The 20505-nt window shown below is 52.9% G+C and carries 21 protein-coding genes; 13 read left to right on the plus strand and 8 right to left on the minus strand.

Annotated features, from left to right (window positions below; translation table 11 throughout):
- The first annotated feature begins 61 nt into the window (after nucleotides 1–61).
- Both IEY46_RS25405 and IEY46_RS25410 read left to right on the plus strand, forming a co-directional pair.
- A complete protein-coding gene (locus tag IEY46_RS25405; RefSeq protein ID WP_188996476.1) occupies nucleotides 62–1192 on the plus strand; it encodes a DNA alkylation repair protein in 1131 nt (376 codons plus the stop codon).
- Nucleotides 1189–2235, plus strand: a complete 1047-nt coding sequence (locus IEY46_RS25410; RefSeq protein ID WP_188996478.1) for an FUSC family protein — start codon at nucleotides 1189–1191, stop codon at nucleotides 2233–2235. The genes IEY46_RS25405 and IEY46_RS25410 overlap by 4 nt, the downstream gene beginning before the upstream one ends.
- 79 nt (nucleotides 2236–2314) lie before the next feature.
- Here IEY46_RS25410 and IEY46_RS25415 read toward each other — a convergent pair whose 3' ends face one another.
- The 4 genes from IEY46_RS25415 to IEY46_RS25430 all read right to left on the minus strand — a co-directional run bounded on the left by IEY46_RS25415 (nucleotide 2315) and on the right by IEY46_RS25430 (nucleotide 5031).
- A complete protein-coding gene (locus IEY46_RS25415) occupies nucleotides 2315–2599 on the minus strand; it encodes a transposase (protein ID WP_188996479.1) in 285 nt (94 codons plus the stop codon).
- A 252-nt stretch (nucleotides 2600–2851) separates the two neighbouring features.
- Nucleotides 2852–3187, minus strand: coding sequence for a hypothetical protein (locus tag IEY46_RS25420; protein ID WP_188996482.1), 336 nt, complete (start codon nucleotides 3185–3187; stop codon nucleotides 2852–2854).
- A gap of 31 nt (nucleotides 3188–3218) precedes the next feature.
- Nucleotides 3219–3824, minus strand: a complete 606-nt coding sequence (locus tag IEY46_RS25425) for a TVP38/TMEM64 family protein (RefSeq protein WP_188996484.1) — start codon at nucleotides 3822–3824, stop codon at nucleotides 3219–3221.
- A 16-nt stretch (nucleotides 3825–3840) separates the two neighbouring features.
- A complete protein-coding gene (locus IEY46_RS25430; RefSeq protein ID WP_229750542.1) occupies nucleotides 3841–5031 on the minus strand; it encodes an MFS transporter in 1191 nt (396 codons plus the stop codon).
- A gap of 322 nt (nucleotides 5032–5353) precedes the next feature.
- On the opposite strand from IEY46_RS25430, the gene IEY46_RS25435 reads away from it, so the two are divergent.
- Nucleotides 5354–6754, plus strand: coding sequence for a glycoside hydrolase family 32 protein (locus tag IEY46_RS25435; RefSeq protein WP_188996485.1), 1401 nt, complete (start codon nucleotides 5354–5356; stop codon nucleotides 6752–6754).
- Nucleotides 6755–6943: 189 nt separating this feature from the next.
- On the opposite strand, the gene ilvA is transcribed toward IEY46_RS25435, so the two are convergent.
- A complete protein-coding gene (gene ilvA / locus IEY46_RS25440; RefSeq protein ID WP_188996486.1) occupies nucleotides 6944–8218 on the minus strand; it encodes a threonine ammonia-lyase IlvA in 1275 nt (424 codons plus the stop codon).
- Between the two features lie 637 nt (nucleotides 8219–8855).
- Between ilvA and IEY46_RS25445 the strand changes: the two genes are divergently transcribed.
- The 9 genes from IEY46_RS25445 to IEY46_RS25485 all read left to right on the plus strand — a co-directional run bounded on the left by IEY46_RS25445 (nucleotide 8856) and on the right by IEY46_RS25485 (nucleotide 16608).
- Entirely contained in the window at nucleotides 8856–10058 is a 1203-nt protein-coding gene (locus tag IEY46_RS25445) for an oxalate decarboxylase family bicupin (protein ID WP_188996487.1), read from the plus strand.
- Nucleotides 10059–10120: 62 nt separating this feature from the next.
- Complete coding sequence (locus IEY46_RS25450; RefSeq protein WP_188997201.1) at nucleotides 10121–10537, plus strand: DUF4395 domain-containing protein; 417 nt, start codon at nucleotides 10121–10123, stop codon at nucleotides 10535–10537.
- A gap of 172 nt (nucleotides 10538–10709) precedes the next feature.
- Nucleotides 10710–11387 carry a response regulator transcription factor gene (locus tag IEY46_RS25455; RefSeq protein ID WP_188996489.1) on the plus strand — a complete coding sequence of 226 codons (678 nt, stop codon included), beginning with the start codon at nucleotides 10710–10712 and terminating at the stop codon, nucleotides 11385–11387.
- Nucleotides 11384–12391, plus strand: a complete 1008-nt coding sequence (locus IEY46_RS25460) for a sensor histidine kinase (protein ID WP_188996491.1) — start codon at nucleotides 11384–11386, stop codon at nucleotides 12389–12391. The genes IEY46_RS25455 and IEY46_RS25460 overlap by 4 nt, the downstream gene beginning before the upstream one ends.
- Before the next feature lie 175 nt (nucleotides 12392–12566).
- Nucleotides 12567–13505 (plus strand): ATP-binding cassette domain-containing protein, encoded by a 939-nt coding sequence (locus IEY46_RS25465; RefSeq protein ID WP_188996493.1) that lies wholly within the window; start codon nucleotides 12567–12569, stop codon nucleotides 13503–13505.
- Nucleotides 13483–14268 carry an ABC transporter permease gene (locus tag IEY46_RS25470; RefSeq protein WP_188996495.1) on the plus strand — a complete coding sequence of 262 codons (786 nt, stop codon included), beginning with the start codon at nucleotides 13483–13485 and terminating at the stop codon, nucleotides 14266–14268. The genes IEY46_RS25465 and IEY46_RS25470 overlap by 23 nt, the downstream gene beginning before the upstream one ends.
- Nucleotides 14269–14506: 238 nt before the next feature.
- Nucleotides 14507–15118, plus strand: coding sequence for a TVP38/TMEM64 family protein (locus tag IEY46_RS25475; protein WP_188996498.1), 612 nt, complete (start codon nucleotides 14507–14509; stop codon nucleotides 15116–15118).
- Nucleotides 15119–15207: 89 nt separating this feature from the next.
- Nucleotides 15208–15711, plus strand: coding sequence for a GyrI-like domain-containing protein (locus IEY46_RS25480; RefSeq protein WP_188996500.1), 504 nt, complete (start codon nucleotides 15208–15210; stop codon nucleotides 15709–15711).
- Between the two features lie 12 nt (nucleotides 15712–15723).
- The gene (locus tag IEY46_RS25485) at nucleotides 15724–16608 is read left to right on the plus strand and encodes a sugar phosphate isomerase/epimerase family protein (RefSeq protein WP_188996502.1); all 885 of its coding nucleotides are present in this window, start codon (nucleotides 15724–15726) and stop codon (nucleotides 16606–16608) included.
- A gap of 131 nt (nucleotides 16609–16739) precedes the next feature.
- On the opposite strand, the gene IEY46_RS25490 is transcribed toward IEY46_RS25485, so the two are convergent.
- A complete protein-coding gene (locus IEY46_RS25490) occupies nucleotides 16740–17570 on the minus strand; it encodes a phytanoyl-CoA dioxygenase family protein (RefSeq protein ID WP_188996504.1) in 831 nt (276 codons plus the stop codon).
- A 132-nt stretch (nucleotides 17571–17702) separates the two neighbouring features.
- Between IEY46_RS25490 and IEY46_RS25495 the strand changes: the two genes are divergently transcribed.
- Nucleotides 17703–18578 (plus strand): helix-turn-helix transcriptional regulator, encoded by an 876-nt coding sequence (locus IEY46_RS25495; RefSeq protein ID WP_188996506.1) that lies wholly within the window; start codon nucleotides 17703–17705, stop codon nucleotides 18576–18578.
- A gap of 74 nt (nucleotides 18579–18652) precedes the next feature.
- On the opposite strand, the gene IEY46_RS25500 is transcribed toward IEY46_RS25495, so the two are convergent.
- Both IEY46_RS25500 and IEY46_RS25505 read right to left on the minus strand, forming a co-directional pair.
- A complete protein-coding gene (locus IEY46_RS25500; protein ID WP_188996509.1) occupies nucleotides 18653–19507 on the minus strand; it encodes a carbohydrate ABC transporter permease in 855 nt (284 codons plus the stop codon).
- Nucleotides 19508–19519: 12 nt separating this feature from the next.
- Nucleotides 19520–20437, minus strand: coding sequence for a carbohydrate ABC transporter permease (locus IEY46_RS25505; RefSeq protein ID WP_188996511.1), 918 nt, complete (start codon nucleotides 20435–20437; stop codon nucleotides 19520–19522).
- Between the last annotated feature and the right edge of the window lie 68 nt (nucleotides 20438–20505).

Raw genomic sequence — 20505 nt, forward strand, 5'->3', positions numbered from 1 at the left:
GGTGCTTCTTCTTAAGAGTGGGGTATTTAAGATATAATAACGTAAGGAGGAGATAAGAGAAATGGCAGAACCTTTGAAAAATATGTTTGACCTGCCGTTCCTGCGGCAATTTGGAGTGCTTGTCCATTCCGGGTGGTCCTCCTTCGAAGAGGAGCGTTTTGTCCGCCTTGTGACCCGGGACGACTGGGACAAGCTCGAGCTGAAGGGCCGGATCCGGCGGATAACCGAATCGCTAGGAGCCACGCTGCCTCCGGATTTTGCCGCCGCGCTGGATGTTCTTTACCGGATCGATGAACAATGCGTCGGCTTTCCGTACCTGTTTTTTCCCGATTTTGTGGAAGTGTATGGAATGGATCATTGGGAGCTGTCGATGGAGGCGCTGGAGAGATTCACGTCCAAATCCTCGGCGGAGTTTGCCATCCGGCCGTTTCTGCTCGCGCAGACGGATCGGACGATGGAACGCATGCGGCAGTGGGCAGAACATGAGAGCGAGCATGTAAGGCGCCTGGCCAGCGAAGGCTGCCGTCCGCGTCTGCCCTGGGCTTCAGCGCTTGGCATGTTCAAGCTTGATCCGTCGCCGATTCTGCCGATTCTGGAGAAGCTGAAATGCGACGATTCACTTTATGTGCGCAAAAGCGTAGCGAACAACCTTAATGATATCGCCAAGGACCATCCGGACCTTGTGCGCCGTATAGCATCGCAGTGGAGCGGCAGGCATCCGCTAACGGATTGGATCGTGCGCCGCGGCTGCAGGACGCTCCTGCGCGCGGATGATGAAGCTACCATGGCGCTGCTGGGATATGACGGCGCTGCGGCAGCTGAAGCTATAAGCGGCGCCCGTCTGACGCCAAGGGAGTCCTCGGCCAGGATGGGAGGTTTCTCGGAGCTGGATTATGAACTGCAGCTTCAGATCCGTACGCCTCTGCGGCTGCGCATCGAGCTGGGAGTGGACTATGTGAAGGCCGGCGGTAAAATATCGCAAAAACGCTTCCTGGTCGCAGACCGGGCTGTCTCCGCAGACACGAGGATAACGGGAATGAAAAAGCTGGATTGGAAGGAACTCACTACACGCAAGCATTATCCTGGAGTTCATAAACTTCATTTGCTGGTAGGCGGCAGGCCGGTGGCCACGGCTCAGATTACTCTTGTGGAGGAAGATAACCGCACCCCGGCAGAAGAGGGCGCGACATGACAATCGGCGCGCGCGTTATGAAGACAGGCCTTGCGGTTGCTCTCGCCGTATACATAAGCGGCTTGTTTGGATTTCCTTCGCCCATCCTTGCCGCAGTCTCTTCTATTTTCACGATCCAGCCTTCGATTTCACGTTCCTGGCGGCAAGTACTGGATCAGCTTCAGACGAATGTGCTCGGCGCCGTAATCGCTCTTGCCGCAGTCAGGCTGTTCGGTAATACGCCAATCTCACTTGGACTTGTTTGTATTATCGTTATTTTATGCTGTATCCGGCTGCGGATGGAGACGACAATCGGGCTTACACTGGTGACAGTCGTGGCTATCATGGAGGCAAACGGACAGGGCTGGCTGTACGCAGTGGAGCGTTTCTCGATGGTCCTCACCGGTATGGGGGCGGCTTTTGTCGTGAATGTGATCGTATTCCCGCCAAGACCGCGCCGGCAGTTTGTCATCCAGGTTCATGACGCCTTCGGCCAGCTCTCGCTGCTGCTGCGTATGGCGATCTCCAATGAAATGAAGGAGGATATTCACCGGCAGGAGAAAGAGAAACTGCATGGCACGCTGCGCAAGCTCGAAGAGCGTTACAAGCTGTTCGAGGAAGAGCGCTCGCTGCTTCCCAAGCGCAAGCAGGCGCGGATCAGGCAGCTGCTGCTGTCCAAGCAGATGATCAGGGCACTGCAGCAGGGTGCGGATCTGCTTGAGGTTGTGGAGGAGCATTATTTTGCTACGCCGGGATCACGAGAGTGGGCGCAGCGGTTTGACGAGCAGATCGAAGAGCTGACCAAATACCATGAGCAGCTTCTCCTCAAGCTGGAAGGAAAGATGAAGCCGCATGCCGATATCGAGCCGGAAGAGGAGCGGGAGGCGCGTTTGGTGAAGCAGCTGACGGATTATTTCAGCGACGATCTGAATGAACATAAGCGGCTCGTATTTGTCGCCTCATCCCTCTTCGAATACGCTTATCATCTGCGCCGGCTGGACCGGCTGGCGGAGCAGGTGATTGAGCGGGAGGAGCAGGAGAAGCCCGCCGCGGAGCTTTCATAAAGGCGCATAAATGCAAAATAAGCCCATACCGGACGATCAGATAACAGCGTCTGCACGGTATGGGCGTTTGTTTTCTTCATCAATCTTTATTTGTATCGGGATGGCGGCGGGGATGCTGCAGATGCGCTTCTTTTTGGGTGATTTCCTTCTTCGGCACAAGCCTGGGATCGGTACGCCCTTCATGATGGTTGTCAAAGGCAAACTCGACCAGCTCCCACTCCGATGTGCCCAGCTGCGGATCGGCGGGAAACAGGTCGCCGCGCGCAAGCTTCTCCTCGCGTCCCCATTGGTTGCGGTATACGCCCTCGGTTTCTACCCGTTCACCCGACATCGGGTCCATTTCATGATGACGCTCATCGCTCATTTTCGTTTCCTCCTGGAATCATCATAGTTTGGCTGCTTGCTTACAATGTTCATAAAAAAGACAGCGCGGCTGCCGGCGGATTCCTTTGTTAGCTTGCCGCTTGCAAAGGAAAACTATGTAGGCGAAGGCAAAGTTTACAGCAGATTAATTAGAAGCGAAGCATGCAAAAAGAAGCCCCGAATGATCTCGATGACCAATCGGAACTTAAACGGCGCCTTGGCTGTTGAAAGGCCTGGCAGTAGGGAAGGACTCTTACAGAAGGCGCAATCCGCATGCAGGGCACTGGGCATTCTCATGCGTGACGGGCTCCTCGCAAGCGGGACAGAGATCGCTGAAGGGCTTCTGTAATAAAGCCGGCATGCCGTCATCCTTCTCTTGGGCCGTCTCATCCTCTGAGCTGCGCAGATGGGCAGGCGTGCCGAAGATGGTCTCCATGTAGGCCTTCACTTCCTTGAATTTGTCCGAATCATCACTCATAAGCCGGATGATGAAGACCATCCCTCCGACCATTGCCCCGACAACCAGCAGCACGATCCCGGTGGCTATACTGCCCATCAGGCTTACTAGCGGAAAGAAGCCTCTGCTCAAATCCCATTCCCCGCCTTCTTGTCACGTATTCCTACTTCAAATGATAGCGGGCTTCGACCTTTTTGCCGCCCAGCCACATTCCGAGAATCAGTAAAACGGTCAATACGGGGCGCCAGGGCTCCTCGGCGATGCTGCTGATATCAAAGCTCAGGAGCGAGACGCTGAGAATCATGACCGCCTTCCCCAGCATGATGGCCAGCATGAAAGAGCGGAAGGATACGTTGCTGAGCCCGGATACAATATTAATGAGTGCGGAAGGGGAAAAAGGGAAGCAGGCCAGAAAGAAAATAGGCGTGAAGCCTTTGTGTTCAATCCATTCGAAAAACCGGATGCTTTTTGGAAAACGCCTCCGGATCCAGCTGCCAAACCGCCTTCCCGGCTTGCGGGCAAGCCAGAACAGCAGGAAGGCGCCGGCGCATACGCCGATCCATGAATAAAGCGAACCCAGCCAGAAACCGTAAATATTGGCGTTGGCCGCCACGAAGACGAGCAGCGGCAGAATGGGAAGAAACGATTCCAGAAACGGCAGGAAAATGCCCGGTAGCGGTCCATAAGAAGAGTAGCTTCTCAATGTGCGTTGAAGATGCTCCAGATCGATCTGCTTCAACTGGTGAATCCATTCATGTAGTTGACCCATAAACCCATTCCTCCTGCTATTTCACACGGGTGCCATTATCCGCGAACGCACGGAACGGGAACCATATATAGAAAAATCCGATAACCACAAACATGACTGCGCTCGCCCAGATGACGAGCGATTCACCGTGCCAGGAGGCCAGCGTTCCGCCCACGACAGGTCCCAGCATTCCTCCGACCCCTTCGACCGTGGAGAAGATGCCCCAGCCAAGACCCTGCTGCATGGGAGGCACATAGTTAGCCAGCAGCGCGTTCCAGGCGGGCAGCAGCGTGGCATAAGAAAAGCCGAGCACGCAGGCCAGCAGAATGCTTTCCCACAACGGAGGTGCCATGCCGATCAAGTACAGCGCGATTCCAATGCCGCCGAACCCGAGCACTAGGAACCACTTCTTGCCGCCAAGCTTGTCCGACAAGCGCCCGAGCGGAATCAGACTAAGCACCGTGAAGGCTCCCCCTGCCAGCAGCAGCATGGAATACTGCGTACCGCTCATCCCCAGGTGCTTCTCGGCAAAGCTGGGCAGAATCGGTACCAGCATGCCGGCTCCCATCGTCTGAAGCACCATGCCGGGAAGAAGCAGGCGCATATGGCCAAGTCTTTCCTTGAGGATAGCGAACTGTTCACGCAGAGGCAGCGACGTGACCGCATTATTCTGCCGGTTGCTGATGAATAAGGAGAGAATCCAGGCGGCAAAGGAGAGTCCCAGAAGCAAGTAGTAGGGAAACTTCGTGCTGTAATCCAGCAAAATATTGCAAACGACAGGTCCGGAGCCAAGTCCGATAAACCAGATCGTATACAGGAAACCCATTTGTGTGGCCCGCTGTTCCTCGGAGACCTTTGTCAGGCATACGATCCATATCGGGGAAATGCCTACGCCATAGACGCCTGCCGCTACAATGAAAATCCACGGCTGGGAGGCAAATTGGAATAGCAGCACGCCGGCCAAAGAGAATAACAGACCGGTATGGACGATGAAGCGGATGGAGAAACGGTCCAGCAAATACCCGATGGCCATTTTCAGCATCGTATCAATCAGGTAGTGGGCGGTAATTGCCACACCTATTATATCAAGTGTGAGGCCAAGCGTTTTTTCCCCGAATATAGGCAGAAAGCTGATCAACATGGCGCCACGCACAAATTCTACCAGAAATAAAATCACCGAAAATAAAATGATTTCCGGTCCAAACCATCGTTTGCGTATCGTACTCACTCCTAAAAGGTCCGAATCAGCGCCGGTGCTTATAGAGGTATCGGAATTTTCAGCCGATTACCCGCTCTTTGCAGGAAGGGCGCTTCTACCATTATATGCAAGTCGGGGCAAAAGTCCAAGAAAGAGCATCCCCGAAGCAATGGAGTGATTATATATTAAACGAAAGAAAAGGAAAATAAGCTTCATTTTTTATTAAAAATTCATTCACCGTTGAAAATTTACCGGAACGCCGAAAACAATAGCGATTTAGAGCAGGAGCGCCGCATGTTGAAGTGGAATAGTTCATTATAGAATAGACCAATCTGACAAGGGGCGAATGTAAATGGATCTTTATCGGCCGATTTATCATTTTATGCCGGAGCGGAACTGGATGAACGATCCCAACGGTCCGCTTTTTTACAAAGGCGACTATCATCTGTTCTACCAGCATAATCCGTATTCCGATCAATGGGACACGATGCACTGGGGGCATGCGAGGAGCAGGGACCTCATCCATTGGGAGCATCTGCCTGTTGCGCTAGCGCCTTCAAATGATCGTGGGGAGCATCATTGTTTCTCCGGCTGTGCCGTTATCGGCGACGATGGACTTCCTGTCATTTTTTATACCAGTATCGGAATCGGCGAGCGGAATGCTGCCACAGGCGCGGAGCAGTGGATGGCGGTCAGCCATGACGATATGCTCACTTGGGAGAAACCGGCTGCAAACCCAGTCATGACGGCCGACATTCATGGGGGAATGGTTGTAACAGAATGGCGGGACCCTTATGTCTGGAAGGAGAACGGGGTATGGCTGATGGTCGTCGGAGGCAGTCATGAAGGCCGGGGATGCGCGTTATTATATCGTTCGGATAATTTGAGGGACTGGACCTTCCTGCATATTTTACATGAAGGGGCGGAGCAGATCTGGGAGTGCCCCAATTTCTTCCCTCTTGGAGATAAGCATGTACTGATTTATTCCCCGAACGGTCCGGTGCAGTATAGTATCGGCAGCTTCAATGAGGATATGACCTTTACCCCGGAGCAAAGCGGGATAATCGATTTCAGCGGCTGGGAGGGCTATTATGCCCCGAACGGTCTGCTGGATGATAAAGGCAGGCGGGTGCTGTGGGGGTGGCTGCCAGAAGCTTCGCGCGGCGAGTTCAAGGGGGCTGCAGGCTGGTCGGGCGCGCAGTCGCTGCCGCGTATTCTCTCCCTGGACGGTGAAGGCGGGCTGCGCATGGAGCCGGCCCCCGAGCTTGCCGTGCTGCGCGGGACTCCGGTATCGCTTCGGGACCTGAGGTTAAGTGGACCCGATTGGGATACGGGCGTGAGAGGAAGAGCCTTTGAAATCGCCGCAGAGTTCGAGCTGTTGTCGGGACCGATTGGTATCAGTGTGCTGCGTTCCCCGGACGGACAGGAAGAGACCGTCTTCTCGATCGATCCCGTTGACGGCGTCTTTACAATCTCGCGTACCAGGTCCAGCCTATCGTCCGAGCCCCATAAGACGGATGTAACAGGGCGGATCGATCTGGAGGGAAGCAGCAGGGTATCGCTGCGGTTATTCGTGGATCATTCTGTCGTGGAGGTATTTGTAAACGGCAGACAATGTATAACGGCTCGGGTTTATCCTGTACTGGAGAGCAGCGAAGGTGTGTACATAGGAGTTCCCCGGGGAGCCGAGGCGCTCATCCATTCCATGGATATCTGGCCGATGCGGCCGATCGGGCAGCAAACAGAACGCTAGGAAAAATGGACAAGAGGGTCCCCCTGCTGGCACTTCGGGGGACCCTCTTTGTTTGGCGGCATGCCGTAAGACGGCTTCCCGCATTATTGGCATCATGGGCTCTTTCATCCCGCAGGCAGCTGCCAGTAACGCTTGCGCTTCGTACGAATGAAGGAGGTCTAACGCGGGACGCCATGCTGCGCCTCCTATTCAAATCAACAAATTAAAGAGCAGCGGATCCTTGTTCAGCTCCAGGAACTGCAGGTCTTTCTTGCGCATCCGCTCGACCAGCGGTTCGTAGTCCTCCCGGTGCTTGAGCTCGATGCCCACCAGCGCGGGGCCGTTGTCCTTGTTGTGTTTTTTTGTATATTCGAATCTTGCAATATCGTCCTCCGGCCCGAGCACCTCGTCGAGAAACTCGCGCAGCGCTCCTGCCCGTTGCGGGAAATTAACCATGAAGTAGTGCTTCAATCCTTCGAACATCATGGAGCGTTCCTTGATTTCCTGCATCCGGTCCACATCGTTGTTGCCGCCACTGATGATGCAAACAACCGTTTTGCCGGCTATCTGATCACGGTACAGGTCGAGCGCGGCGATCGGGAGCGCTCCGGCTGGCTCGGCTACAATGGCATTCTCATTGTACAGGTCCAGCATTGCCGTACACGCTTTGCCTTCCGGTACAAGCAGCACATCGTCGAGCGTATCGCGGCACATGCGGAAGGTCATATTGCCGACCCGCTTGACCGCGGCACCGTCTACGAACTTGTCGATGGTCTCAAGCGTCCGCACCTCGCCCGCGTCCAGCGATACCCGCATGGATGGCGCTCCTTCCGGCTCGACCCCGATCAGGCGCGTGCCCGGCGAAACCGCCTTGACGTAAGCGCCGACTCCTGCCGCAAGACCTCCTCCTCCGACCGTCAGGAAGATAAAATCCGGCGCTGTCTCCACCGACTCCATAATTTCTTTGCCGATCGTCCCGTTCCCCGCTATGATCTTCGGGTCGTCGAAGGGATGGATGAAGGCCAGATCATCCTTGCGGCTGGCTTCGATTGCTTCATTGAAGGCATCGTCGAAGGTATCTCCGGTCAGAATGATCTCGACATCGGGACCGCCGAAGAATGCCACCTGATTGACTTTCTGCCGCGGCGTGGTGCTGGGCATGTAGATTTTGCCCGGAATTCCAAGTGCCTGGCAGGAGTACGCCACTCCTTGCGCGTGATTGCCGGCGCTGGCGCAGACTACGCCGCGGGCCAGCCGTTCGGCCGGCAGCGACTTCATCATATGATAGGCGCCTCGCAGCTTGAAGGATCGTACAACCTGCAGATCCTCGCGCTTGAGCAGCACGGTGCACCCGTAACGGGCGGAAAGCACGCGGTTGTGGAGGAGGGGAGTCCTGGCAGCCACCTCCTTGATATGCATCTGTGCCTGCGCAATTTCGGTAAGGCCGACGGTATAGTTATTGGTTTGAAGGGGTTCGTTCGTCATATTGCCTCTCGCCTCGCTTTCTTATTCCTGCAGTCGGTTTTCCTCTATAAAAAACAAAAAAACCCGCCCCATAAGGGACGAGATGCATCTCGTGTTACCACCCTAGTTCCGCTTGCCACCCCACCAGGGAGCGCGCAAGGACGGCGCTTAGTCGCGTACCAACATACGCGCTCCGTATAACGGCGGATTCCGTCCAGGCTTAGTGTTTCCCTCAGCCCTTGCGAAAGGACGGAAAGGCGCATCAGCGCATGTGGGAAATGTTCAGCACGGCTTCTTCGGGAGGATGTGTCAATTGACGGCAAACGTTGGCTTGCAGCGGTATGCCAACTCTCTGTGGATTGCCCGGTTCAAATGCACGTGTTCCCATCAGCGAATTTCTATGAAAATCAGTTATTATTGTTATACTCCGGCAGCTGTGAATTGTCAACCGGTAATTGCCGCTAATCGAGGCGTTCTTCCAGCAAGAAACGGCGGTCGCCGTCCATTTTATTTATTCTTGCATATCCTTCAAGCAGAATTCATAGATTACTTAAATGCCCATACCAGAAACAGAAATATATATAAATATCAGGAATTTGTTTATTCTCGCCGTTTACGGAAGACGGGTATTCATATCCGGATGGAGAGGGGATTGTTTATGGAGGATTCATCAAAGCACCTGCCGGGCGAAGTCAAGAACAATATGCCGGAGCCGATACGCAGCGATGGAGCCGGGGCGACAGACAGGGGACCGCGCGATGGGATGCGCGATCTTGAGAATCCGGATATGCTGGTACCTCCGGAGACGGATGCAGGGCTCTTGCCCAACCTGAAGTTCTCGTTCTCCGATACCCATATGCAGCTGAATCACGGAGGGTGGTCACGGGAAATTACAGTCCGGGATTTTCCTGTCTCCACCACGCTTGCGGGAGTGAATATGAGGCTGACTCCGGGAGGGGTGCGCGAGCTGCACTGGCATCAGCAGGCGGAATGGGCGTATATGCTTCTGGGACGGGCCCGTGTCACCTCCGTTGATCAGGAAGGGCGTAATTTCATTGCTGACGTCGGTCCCGGAGACCTCTGGTATTTTCCGGCAGGGATCCCCCATTCCATCCAGGGTCTTGAAGATGGCTGCGAATTCCTGCTGGTCTTCGATGACGGGAGCTTCTCCGATCTGAATACCCTCTCAATTTCCGATTGGTTCGCCCACACGCCCAAGGATGTGCTGTCGGCTAATTTCGGCGTGCCGGAAAGTGCCTTTGACGCCATCCCCTCCGGGCAGATCTATATCTATCAGGATGTCGTTCCCGGCCCGCTGGAGAGCCAGAAGGTTCAGTCGCCTTATGGAACGGTACCGCAGAGCTTTACCCATAGCCTCCTTGCCCAGACACCGGTCAAGACGCCAGGCGGCAGCGTGCGGATTGTGGATTCCTCGAACTTTCCAATCTCCAGGACAATTGCGGCCGCGCTGGTTGAGATCGAGCCCGGCGCAATGAGAGAGCTGCATTGGCATCCCAATAATGATGAATGGCAGTATTACCTTACCGGGAAGGGACGTATGACCGTATTTGCCGGCAACGGGATAGCGCGCACCTTCGACTATCGGGCAGGGGATGTAGGCTACGTCCCGTTTGCTTACGGCCATTATATCCAGAACACAGGCAGTCAAACGTTATGGTTCCTGGAGATGTTCAAGAGCGACCGCTTTGCCGATGTATCTCTCAACCAATGGATGGCGCTGACACCACGCGAACTCGTGGGAGATAATGTGCGCGTAGGATCGGAAGTGCTGGATGCGCTGCGCAAGGAGAAGTGGCCGGTCGTCAAATATCCGGGCTTCCCTATCTTTCCAGATAAATAAGGATGGCAATTTTAATTCAAACAGGTTAAGTTGGAATTAATGAAAAGAACGGGGTGATGAGAGTGAAAGAAGTACCGATGCCCTATATTAAAGCCAATCAAGCGGGGATTGTCATTCTGGTGCTTGCCGCATTGGCATTTCGCGAGCCATGGATATTGGCAGCGTTATGGGTGATCCAGACTGCAGGCCTGCTGCTTGGCGGACAATGGAATTTATTCGTACGGATCGCCAAACCCTACCTTGCCGTGTCAGGCCGCCAGACACAGGCTTTGGAGCTGCAACGGTTCAACAATACGCTGGCGGTCCTGTTCCTGACGCTGTCGCTCATCGCCTTTGCCCTGGGCTGGACGATTGCGGGTTATGTGTTTGCATTGATGCTACTTGCTGCCGCAGGCGCCGCCCTCATGGGAGTCTGCATCGGCTGCGTCGTTTATTTTCAGTACAAACAATTTATCGCCAGAAGACGGCTGCGGACCTAAGAAGAAGGTATTGATGATTCTGGCTAATAACATGATGAGACAAGGCGCCCTGCCGGGGTGTCTTATTTCAGTTTTTAATAAGCATAATCGGCCCTTTTGGCAGCCGCTTGGGCTCATTCCCGGAATTACAATATCTTCGCGGGGACGTGATATGATACGATAATTGCAGGTGATGAAAATGAAAAAAATATTATACATAGAAGACGACCTGGAAATCGGAAAATGGGTTAAGGAAGAGCTGGAGCAAAGGGGATATACGGTAACATGGCTGCTCTCGGGAGATGGGGCGGAAATGGAAGTGCGCCGCCATGATCTTGTTATCCTCGATGTCATGCTGCCGGGTTTGGATGGTTTCACGGTTGGACAACGCTTGAAAAAAGAATTTCCGAAAACGCCTGTTATCATGCTGTCAGCCCGAACGGCTGTAGACGATAAGCTTCAGGGATTGCAGTTTGCAGACGATTATTTGACCAAACCGTTCTATCCTGACGAGCTAGCTGCAAGAATGGACATCCTGCTGAGAAGGTACGCTTCCCATTCGTCGAATACGGTGACGCTCAGGCATATTTGCATTAATCTGTCCGAGAACACAATCCGGGATGAACGGACAGGGGAAGAAGTCATATTGACAGGCAAGCAGCATCAAATATTGATGTATTTCCTGCGCCATCCGAATCAAATTCTAATGAAAGAGCAGATTTATGAGGCGGTTTGGGGAGAGCCGTTTATAGAAGGCGATAAAACCTTGCTGGTCCATATCCGTCATCTCAGAGAAAAGCTGGAATTGAATCCCGGCTCACCGGAAATTGTGGAAACCATCCGCGGTCTCGGTTACAGGGTGAAGCAATGAAGCCGAAAAAATCATTATTGAATCAATATTTATTGTTTAACTTTTTGACGGTAACCATTCTGCCCTTTTCTGTTCTGATTGTAATGACCGGCATTTCTCCAACGGCGCTGGAAGAAGGAGGCGCCACGCAATATCATAGTTCCATCATCCTTATCGGATCTATTTTGGGAACCTTTATACTGATCTCTTGGCTATTTTTTTATCGAATAAGAAAGAGGCTGCTGCGTTTGCAGGGAGCAATGGCACGACAGTCCGATAACGGGATTCCTCACCCGGTCTCTATCGAGAAGAGGGATGAGATTGGTCAGCTGGAGGTCTCATTCAACAATATGATCCAGGAACTTGAGACCAGCCGGCACCGAGAAAAAGAGGAAGAAGGCCTCAGAAGACAGCTGATTGCGAACTTGTCGCATGATTTACGAACGCCTATTACCGCCATCAGAGGTCATGCCTATCGTTTGAAGAAAGAACCGTTAAGTGTGAAGGGTCAGGAGTCGCTGGACTCCATAGATACGAAAATAACCCATCTCGGGCAATTGATTGAAAATCTTCTCTCTTATACGTTATTGACTTCGGGGAAGTATCCTTACCGCCCGGTAGAGAGCGATATCGTACGATTGGTGAGAACATCCTTTGCCGCGTGGTATCCCGTCTTTGAGAATATGGGTTTTTGCATCGAGCTGGAATTACCGGAAACCACATTTAAATGGAAAGTTGACCCCCAATGGATGGAACGGATGCTGGACAATCTGTTTCAGAATATTCTCCGGCATGCGAAAGACGGAAAATATATAGGAATACAAGTTGAAACGAAATTGCAGCGGATTATTATCGAAGACCGAGGGCCGGGAATGAACGGTGAATCGGCTGAAAAAGGAGCCGGAATCGGTCTTTCGATAGCGGATTTGATGCGTCAGGAAATGAAGCTCCACTGGGAATTTGAAACGAATGCAGGCGGAACGAAGATTCTTATTGGCAAACGAATACAGGAAAATGGGGGCTGAAGCTGGTTTTCAGCCTCTTTTTCTTATGCAAAAGAATTATGAAATTGATGCAAAATTAAACCAAATTTAACCGTATCGCCCTTTGTTCTTAACCTGTACAAGCTATTATGGATGCTGGGAAGAAGAACAGGAGTCAAGGCATGGACGCCGTGACACGAGAGGAGATGACGTCAGAGTGAGCATCTGCGTTCTTAGAACGAATCAGTTATCCAAGGAATACGGGGAGCACAGCGCCCTGGACCGTGTTGATCTGTCCATTCACAAGGGCAGTATTTATGGTTTTATCGGGCAGAATGGAGCGGGCAAATCTACGCTAATGCGGATTGTAACCGGGCTCGCCTTTCCGACATCCGGCTCGATCGAGCTGTTTGGGGAAAGTGATGCCAAGAGAATCGTTCGAGCGAGGGTACGCATAGGTACGACCATTGAAAGCCCGGCATTGTTTCCGTCCATGTCGGCCTATGAGAACATGGAAGTGCAGCGGCTGCAGAAAGGAATCAGGGAAAAAGAGGCTATTTATCAAACCCTTGAAATCGTCGGTCTGCAGGGGACCGGCAAAAAACCGGCGGGAGATTTCTCCCTGGGAATGAAACAGCGTCTTGATCTTGCAATCGCTTTGCTGGGGCAACCGGAACTTCTTATCCTCGATGAGCCTACGAACGGATTGGACCCCATGAGTGTCATGGGTCTGAGAGAACTGTTAAAGAAGCTCAACCGCGAATGCGGGATGACCATTTTGATCTCCAGCCATATTCTGAGCGAGCTTCATCTGCTGGCTACCCATTACGGAATCATTCACCAGGGGAAACTGCTGGAGCAGTTGACGGTGGAGGAGTTGAACAAGAAATGCCGCCAGTATCTGCACATCAAGGTGAACGAACCCGTTCATGCGGCAGAGGTGATTGGGCGAGAGCTTCCGGCAGCCGAAATCGAAGCGATGCCAGATGGCATCATCCGTTTATTCCGCTATACGGAGCACCCGGGCAAAATTTCTTCAATGCTTGCGGCTGCGGGTCTTGAAATTGAACAATTCATGCCGATGGGCGAGCATCTGGAGAGTTATTTTGTCCGGCGGATCGGGGGTATGGGGCATGATCAATCTAATAGCGTCTGAATGGTATAAGCTGCGGAAAAACGACCTGTTCCGGATTCTCTGTTATTTTATGATTGCCGTGGCATTCCTTTTCCCGTTGTTCATTTATTGGAGCTTTCCGAAGGATGGAGACGGCCAAATCACGCTCACCGGAATGAAGCTGTATGTCAATAGTCTAACGATGAATGATTTCTTTCTCAAAATCTCTCTTGGCCTACTGGCCGGATTTTTCATCTCTGGTGAATATTCATCCGGTGTGCTGAAGAGGACGGTATCCGTTGGAAACCACAGATGGCAAATCTATATGTCAAAACTTGCGATATACTCGCTCGGCGTAGCCATTATATCCATACTGGTCCCCGTTCTCAACATCTTCATCGGAAGTGTGATGAACGGGGCTGGTCTGCTGTCCGAATTCGGACAGCCTGAAGGGAATTCCGTGCCGGAGTATGTGCTAAGGACACTTGGATTCACGGTTCTGTTCGCGGCCGCTTTCGCTTCCATCGCTGCTTATGTCGCCGTTATACTGGCCGATAATGGCAAAACGATCGGATTCTCCATCGTGTTTTTTCTTTTCGTTGACCAGGTTCTCGCTTCTCTTGGGAATTATGTTCCTCTCCTCAAGATGCTATATGACATTTCGCTTTTCAAGCTGTTCCGGACGGCGATGGAATACAGGGTGGATCATGGCGATCTGATTTGGTCTGCCGTTATGCCGATCGCAACCTTCGCTGTTTTTGCGGTATTGGGTCTGAATGCATTTCGCCGGAAAGAAATTAAATAATGTAAAAATCCGTTTGCGAGAAAAGGGGAAGAGAGATGAAAAGAAGCGTATTCATTATCATTGGTGTCATTATAGTGGCGGTTGTGTTATTGATGCTTGTAATGCCGGTCCCAAATGCTTAACGCAGCCGGAATGGCATGAAATCCACATCCCGACAATGATACCTGTCGCTTTTTCGCAGGCTAATTTGATAAGATGGAGGAAGTATCGTTCGAACGATGAACAGGATGTGCGCATAATGGATATTTCCTCTTGGTTTACGGAAGATAAACTGTATGAACTGATGGATAGATACCGGTCTTTCGGACCGCTTCCCGGTATTCTCCTGACCTTTTTAAAATCCTTTATTCCTCCGCTCCCGACGCTTGTTATTGTAGGTATCAACGCAGCCGCTTATGGCCTGTGGCTTGGATTTCTTTACTCTTGGCTGGGTCTTGTGCTGGGCTGTACGGTGACCTTTCTGATTGTGGGACGGATCGCCCGGCACCCTTATATGCTTCGTTTCTCGGGCAAACACAAGGTGAAACGCAGCATGGAATGGGTTCGCCGGAACGCGTTCAGCTATGTGATGCTGCTCAGTCTGTTTCCGCTTGGCCCTTTTGTTGTCATTAACATCGCGGCCGCTCTGGCAGGCATGCGCCTGCGCTCTTTTGTCACAGCGATTGCGATTGGCAAGGCTATTATGGTGTTTGCCGTTTCCTATATCGGGTACGACCTCTCGCGTTATACGGAGCATCCGGTACAGATCCTTTATGTGATTGTCTTTATTGTGGTTTCAATCCTACTGAGCAAAAGAATCGAAGCCTGGTTCGCCCGGAACTCAGACAAACCGGACGGGCAGCAAGGCTGATGGGGCTGCTTCCAGGCAGCTCTTGCAGGGGTAGTAGTAGATAGACCCACTGAAGGCGGCAAAGCCGCGAGAGAGGAGCGTTCGGTGCTATGAGCAGTCAAGATGAAATTCAGCCCGCCATGCAAGGCGGGGAAGTGAAGGTGGTTGTGCTGCCGGAATTGAAGCTGGTCGGGATCCGCGTCGTGGCCGGAGATGCGAAAGGGTATGAGGAACAGATTCCGCTGGCTTTCGAGCGGCTTCAGGGACGCCTGAGTGAAATTGCTGTCCGGGTGGAACCGTTAAGGCTGTACGGCGCTTATTATGCCAGCGATGAATCCGGGCAGGAGGATGGATATTGGGCCTGTGCGGAGGTGGAGGAAAGCCTGGTTGTTCCCGAAGGGATGGAGTCGGTGACGGTGCCGCCACAGTCCTATGCCGTCATTGAACATCGGGGACCGATCCGGCAGGTCTATCAAACCTACGAACAGCTGCACCGCTGGATTGCGGATAAAGGCTACAAACGCATTCTGCGCGCGTGGCATCTGGAGCGGTACGAAGTGGCGGAAGACAACACAATGATTATCCATTTGCATGATACGATTACCGTGGATTAGGGAGGTATGCCGATGATCCGATTAGGAGGCCCTATACCGGAGACGGGCAGTGATCCCCTGCTGCTGGCGCGGGCGTGCCGCGAATTTGGATATCGTGCTGCGGTCTGCCCGGAGATTGACAGCAAGGACTCCGGCGTTATCCACAGCGTGCGGGAAGCTTTTGACCGGGAAGACGTTCTGATCGCCGAGGTGGGCTGCTGGTCCAACCTGGTGGATCCGGATGAAGCGGGCAGGCGCAGAAGCCTGAATTATGCCTATGAGCGGCTGAATCTGGCAGAGGAAGTGGGCGCATTATGCAGCGTTACTTATATCGGCTCGGCTGCGGCCAACTCGCAGTATGATCCGCATCCGTTCAATCTGTCTCCCGAAGGCTTCGAGCTTGCGGTCGATACGATACGGAATGTGCTCGATACGGTAAAGCCGAAGCGCGCAAAATTTGCCCTGGAATTTATGCAGTGGGTGCTGCCGGACAGTCCTGAGGCCTGCCTGGATCTGATTAAGGCCGTTGACCGGCCGCAGTTTGCCGCGCATCTGGACCCGGTGAATATTATTCTGACGCCGCGTCAATATTTCAATAACGGGGAATTGATCAAGCGCTGCTTCGACCTGCTGGGTCCTTATATCGTCAGCTGCCATGCCAAGGATATCAGGTTGGACAACCGGCTGTCCCTTCACCTGGATGAAACGCTGCCGGGAACGGGGAACCTCGATTACAGATCCTATCTGCGGGAGCTGGACAAGCTTCCCGGCGATGTTCCGCTGCTGCTGGAGCACCTGGAAACAACGGCTCAGTATGGACAGGCCCGTGATTATTTGACTGCCGTGTTGACGGCTTTCAGCCGCGCCTTTGCACATGACTCTTGCGTAAGCGGGGAGCCGTGCATGGAGAAAAAATAAAGGGTTTATGCAGGGCGAGCCCGGTCAGGCTTGCGGCCGCATAAACCCTTTTTGCATATGGACAAGAGCGGCCAGAAGGCCTGTAGAGTGAGAGCAGTAGGCGTATCGCTCCTCTCGGCAAGGACTGGCTTCTAACATTCCGCTTTAGTCATTTCGTTGGTAAAGATCCGTTTGTATTCCTGCGGTCTGAGCTTGACCGCCGACTCCGGAGCGTAATGGAACTGGAGCGCGCGCCGGCGTTTGTCCGAGAAGTTATACGGCGTACCATGGTAAATCAGTCCATGGAAGAATAGAACCCCACCGGACTTCAGCGGTACGGCAGCATCACGTTCGACGGGAACACTGGTGTCGCAGATCTGCCAGTCGCGGACGGCATAATGGGGCGTTGCGCCGATCATATGCGAACGGGGAATGACATGCATGCAGCCATTATCGATTCCGGCATCGTCCAATGCAATCCACACGCCGATGACCGGCTTGTCGAAGGCCAGCGGGCCGTAAGCCATATCCTGGTGCCAGGGCTTCTCCCCGCCGCCTTGGGGGGGCTTCAGCAGGGCCATGTCCTGCGTGAGCTTCGGCGTTTCGCCAAGCAGCTGCTCCATAATCGCCAGGATGGCAGGATGCTGGGCCAGAATCCCCAGCCGCGGGTCCACATCGACAAAGTTATACACCTTGCGTACGGAAAGCTCCATGTCCATGCCGGGCGTAAGCTCGCTCCGAGGTTTGACAAATTCCACCTGCGCCTTCGTCTCCGGGTCTTGGATAATATCGGAGATCGCCTGCTTGGCGGATTGGATTTCCGCAGCATGGAGTATGTTTCCGATAGCCAGGAACCCCTGCTCATTGAACTGCCGGATCTGTTCACTGCTGAATTCAGCGGCTGAAGAAAGCGGTGTATGCACGCTATGGATCGGATACAGGCGTTCATTAATTTCTTGCGGGTTGACGGACTGCTTTCTCATGGGCTACAACTCCCCTTGGCTAATTGTGGTTCATCTATTTATAATTTAACTCATCGGGTAGATGTTCCATATGGCGGGAAGGGATTTCTTTTTGTAGGAAACGGCATGAGAGTGAGAAATGAGGGATACTGGATGGCGGATCTGACAGAGGGCATTACAGAGGATGTGAATACCTGGTACTTCAGCAATCCGGGCGTTTGCGGCAAAGCGGTGTGTGAACCGGAATGGAGATGGGACCCTCCGGGTCCCATGGAGGATTACGACATTTGGTATGTGATGGAGGGGCAGGGTGCCATCACGATCAACGGAACCGGTTATGACGTCAAACGGGGTACCCTTGTGCTTCTCTACCCCGGAGATGTCATTAAAGCGCGCCACGATCCGGAAGACCGGTTGATGGTCATATATATTCATTTCCTGTTGGAGGGGACCGGCGGACTTGCAGCCGCAGAAGCCGGGATGCCCCGCTATATGCGCCTGGAGGAGCCGCAGTGGCTGGAAATGTACCTGCTTCGGGTGCTGGAGGTGGATCGTTGGGAGACCAAATGGAAGGAAGAGGAGTTCAATCTGCTGCTCAAGCTGATTATGATCCGTCTGATGAGGGAAATGGAGCTGCAACAGCAGGAAACGCCGGTCTCCCGGATGAACCGGCAGCGGATTCAGAAGGTGACCGACTATATGCGCCAACATATCCGCGGGCGGCTGACTCCCAGCCAAATAGGGGAGGAATTTCAATGCTCTCCCCGCTATTTAAGCAGACTGTTCAAGCAGTATACGGGTATTTCGCTGAAGGAATATATAACCCGGGTCCGTATGGAACGGGCGACCGTGCTGCTCTGTGAAACCTCCATGACTATCACGCAGATTGCAGAAGCTGTCGGCTATTCGGAGCTATTCTATTTCTCCAAGCTGTTCAAGCATATCCACGGCGTATCGCCCCAGCATTTCCGCTACCGCGGCGTTCTGTCGGAAAAGCATAGCAGCAGCGGAGAGCCGGAACGGAGTTGAGGCGATTAATCGCGCATGCCTCCGCCGCCAGCTTGGGGTTGTTCCCGTTTTTCCGCCAGTGGGACATCTCTTGGTCAGCCTTTCAAAGATCCGGAAGCGAGACCATCGATTAAATAACGCTGAAAGAATAAGGAAAGCACAATTGGAGGCAGGCAGCCGATGACGCCTGCGGCAGCCATCAGGCTGAAGTCGGCTGTGTACCTTCCGGCAAAAAAGTTGATAACGACCGGGATCGTCTGTGATTGGATGGAGTTTGACAGCGTAAGGGCTGTTGTGAATTCGTTCCATGAATTCAGGAAGACGAACACGCCGGTGGCGAACAGGCCGGGTGTCGAAATCGGCAGCACGACCCGGAACAAGGCGCCAAGCCGGCCGGTGCCGTCAATAAACGCCGCATCCTCCAGCTCCCTCGGAATGGAGAAAAAATATCCCCGCATGACCCAAATCACAAAAGGCAGCGTATAGGTGATGTTCGTCAGCACAATCGCCATTTTCGTATCGAGCATGCCAATGTTTTTGAATATCGTATAAATGGGAATGAGTACGGCGACGCCGGGAATCATTTGAGTAAACAGCACGAACAGAACAAGCCGTTCACGGAACGGAAACGTTAATCGGGCGAATGCGTAAGCGCCGAGCGAACCGAACACCAGTGAAACAACAACCGTTGTGGTCGAAATCGTCAGACTATTGAGCACCGAACGGAAAAAATCGGAAACGCCGGCTGAACCGAAAAGCACATCGACATAGTAATGCAGGTTGATTTCCGGCGGAATCCACTGAAGAGGAACCGTGTTGATATATTTCATGGGTGTGATGCTGACCATCACAAGCCATAAGAACGGAGCAGCCGCAACGAACATCGTCAACAGGACGAGCAAATAGATGGCGGCTGTGAATATCCGGTTGTTTCCGTATGTCTTAGTCATCGTATCCCCGCCCTAATACAAGTCTTTTTCGCGCAGCAGTTTCATATAGAGAATCACCAGCAGAAGGATAAAGAAGGTGATGATATAGCTGCTTGCTGCGCCATAACCGAATTTGGTGAACTGAAAGCTTTGCGTATAAATATGGAGCCCGATTACTTGCGTCGCATTGGCCGGGCCGCCTTTGGTAAGACCGTAAATGAGATCAAATGCCTGGAATGCTCCGATCGTCTGAAGGACGAGCAGCACAAGCGTAGTCGGCATAAGCAGCGGCCATGTCACATGACGGAATCCGCTCCATCTTCCCGATCCGTCTACCCTCGCGGCCTCATACAGATCCTTCGATATGGACTGGAGGGCTGCCAGGTACAGCAGGGTAACGAAAGGGAACGACTTCCAGATCTGGGCCAGGGTTAGCATGATAAAAGCCCATTTCGGATCGGCCAGCCACCCGATGTACTGATCAATGACGCCAAGCTGGGACAAAGCGGCATTCATGACGCCAGTGTTGGGGTTCAGCATTATTTTCCAAATCATCCCGATAATAATGGTCGGTATCGCCCAAGGGATAAGCAGGAATGAACGGGCGACACCCCGGCCTGCGAATTTATTGTTCAGAAGCAGGGCGGCTGTAAGTCCGATGAAGAAGGTGCCGAGTACACTGGCCAGGGAAAAATAAGAGGTGGTGCGCAGGCTGGTCCAGAATTCGGGATTTCTCAATACCTCGCCAAAGAATTGCAAGCCGACAAATTCAGGTCCAAGCTGCGGCCGCATCAGGTTCAGTTCGACAAAGCTCAGGTAAATGGAATACAGGAACGGATAAAGGATCAAAGCGCATGACAGGATGATAATAGGGAGTAAAAGATAAAAGGCAAATTTCCCTTCCGATATCATCTTGCGCGGCTTCTTGTTCGCACCGGCAGCGGAACTCATCTGTTGTCCTCCTCAGGTATCGGGAAGCGGCGACATTCCGCAAGGAAAAATCGCCGTTTTCCACTGAT

This window comes from Paenibacillus nasutitermitis (assembly GCF_014641075.1).
Lineage (GTDB): Bacteria > Bacillota > Bacilli > Paenibacillales > Paenibacillaceae > Paenibacillus_Z > Paenibacillus_Z nasutitermitis.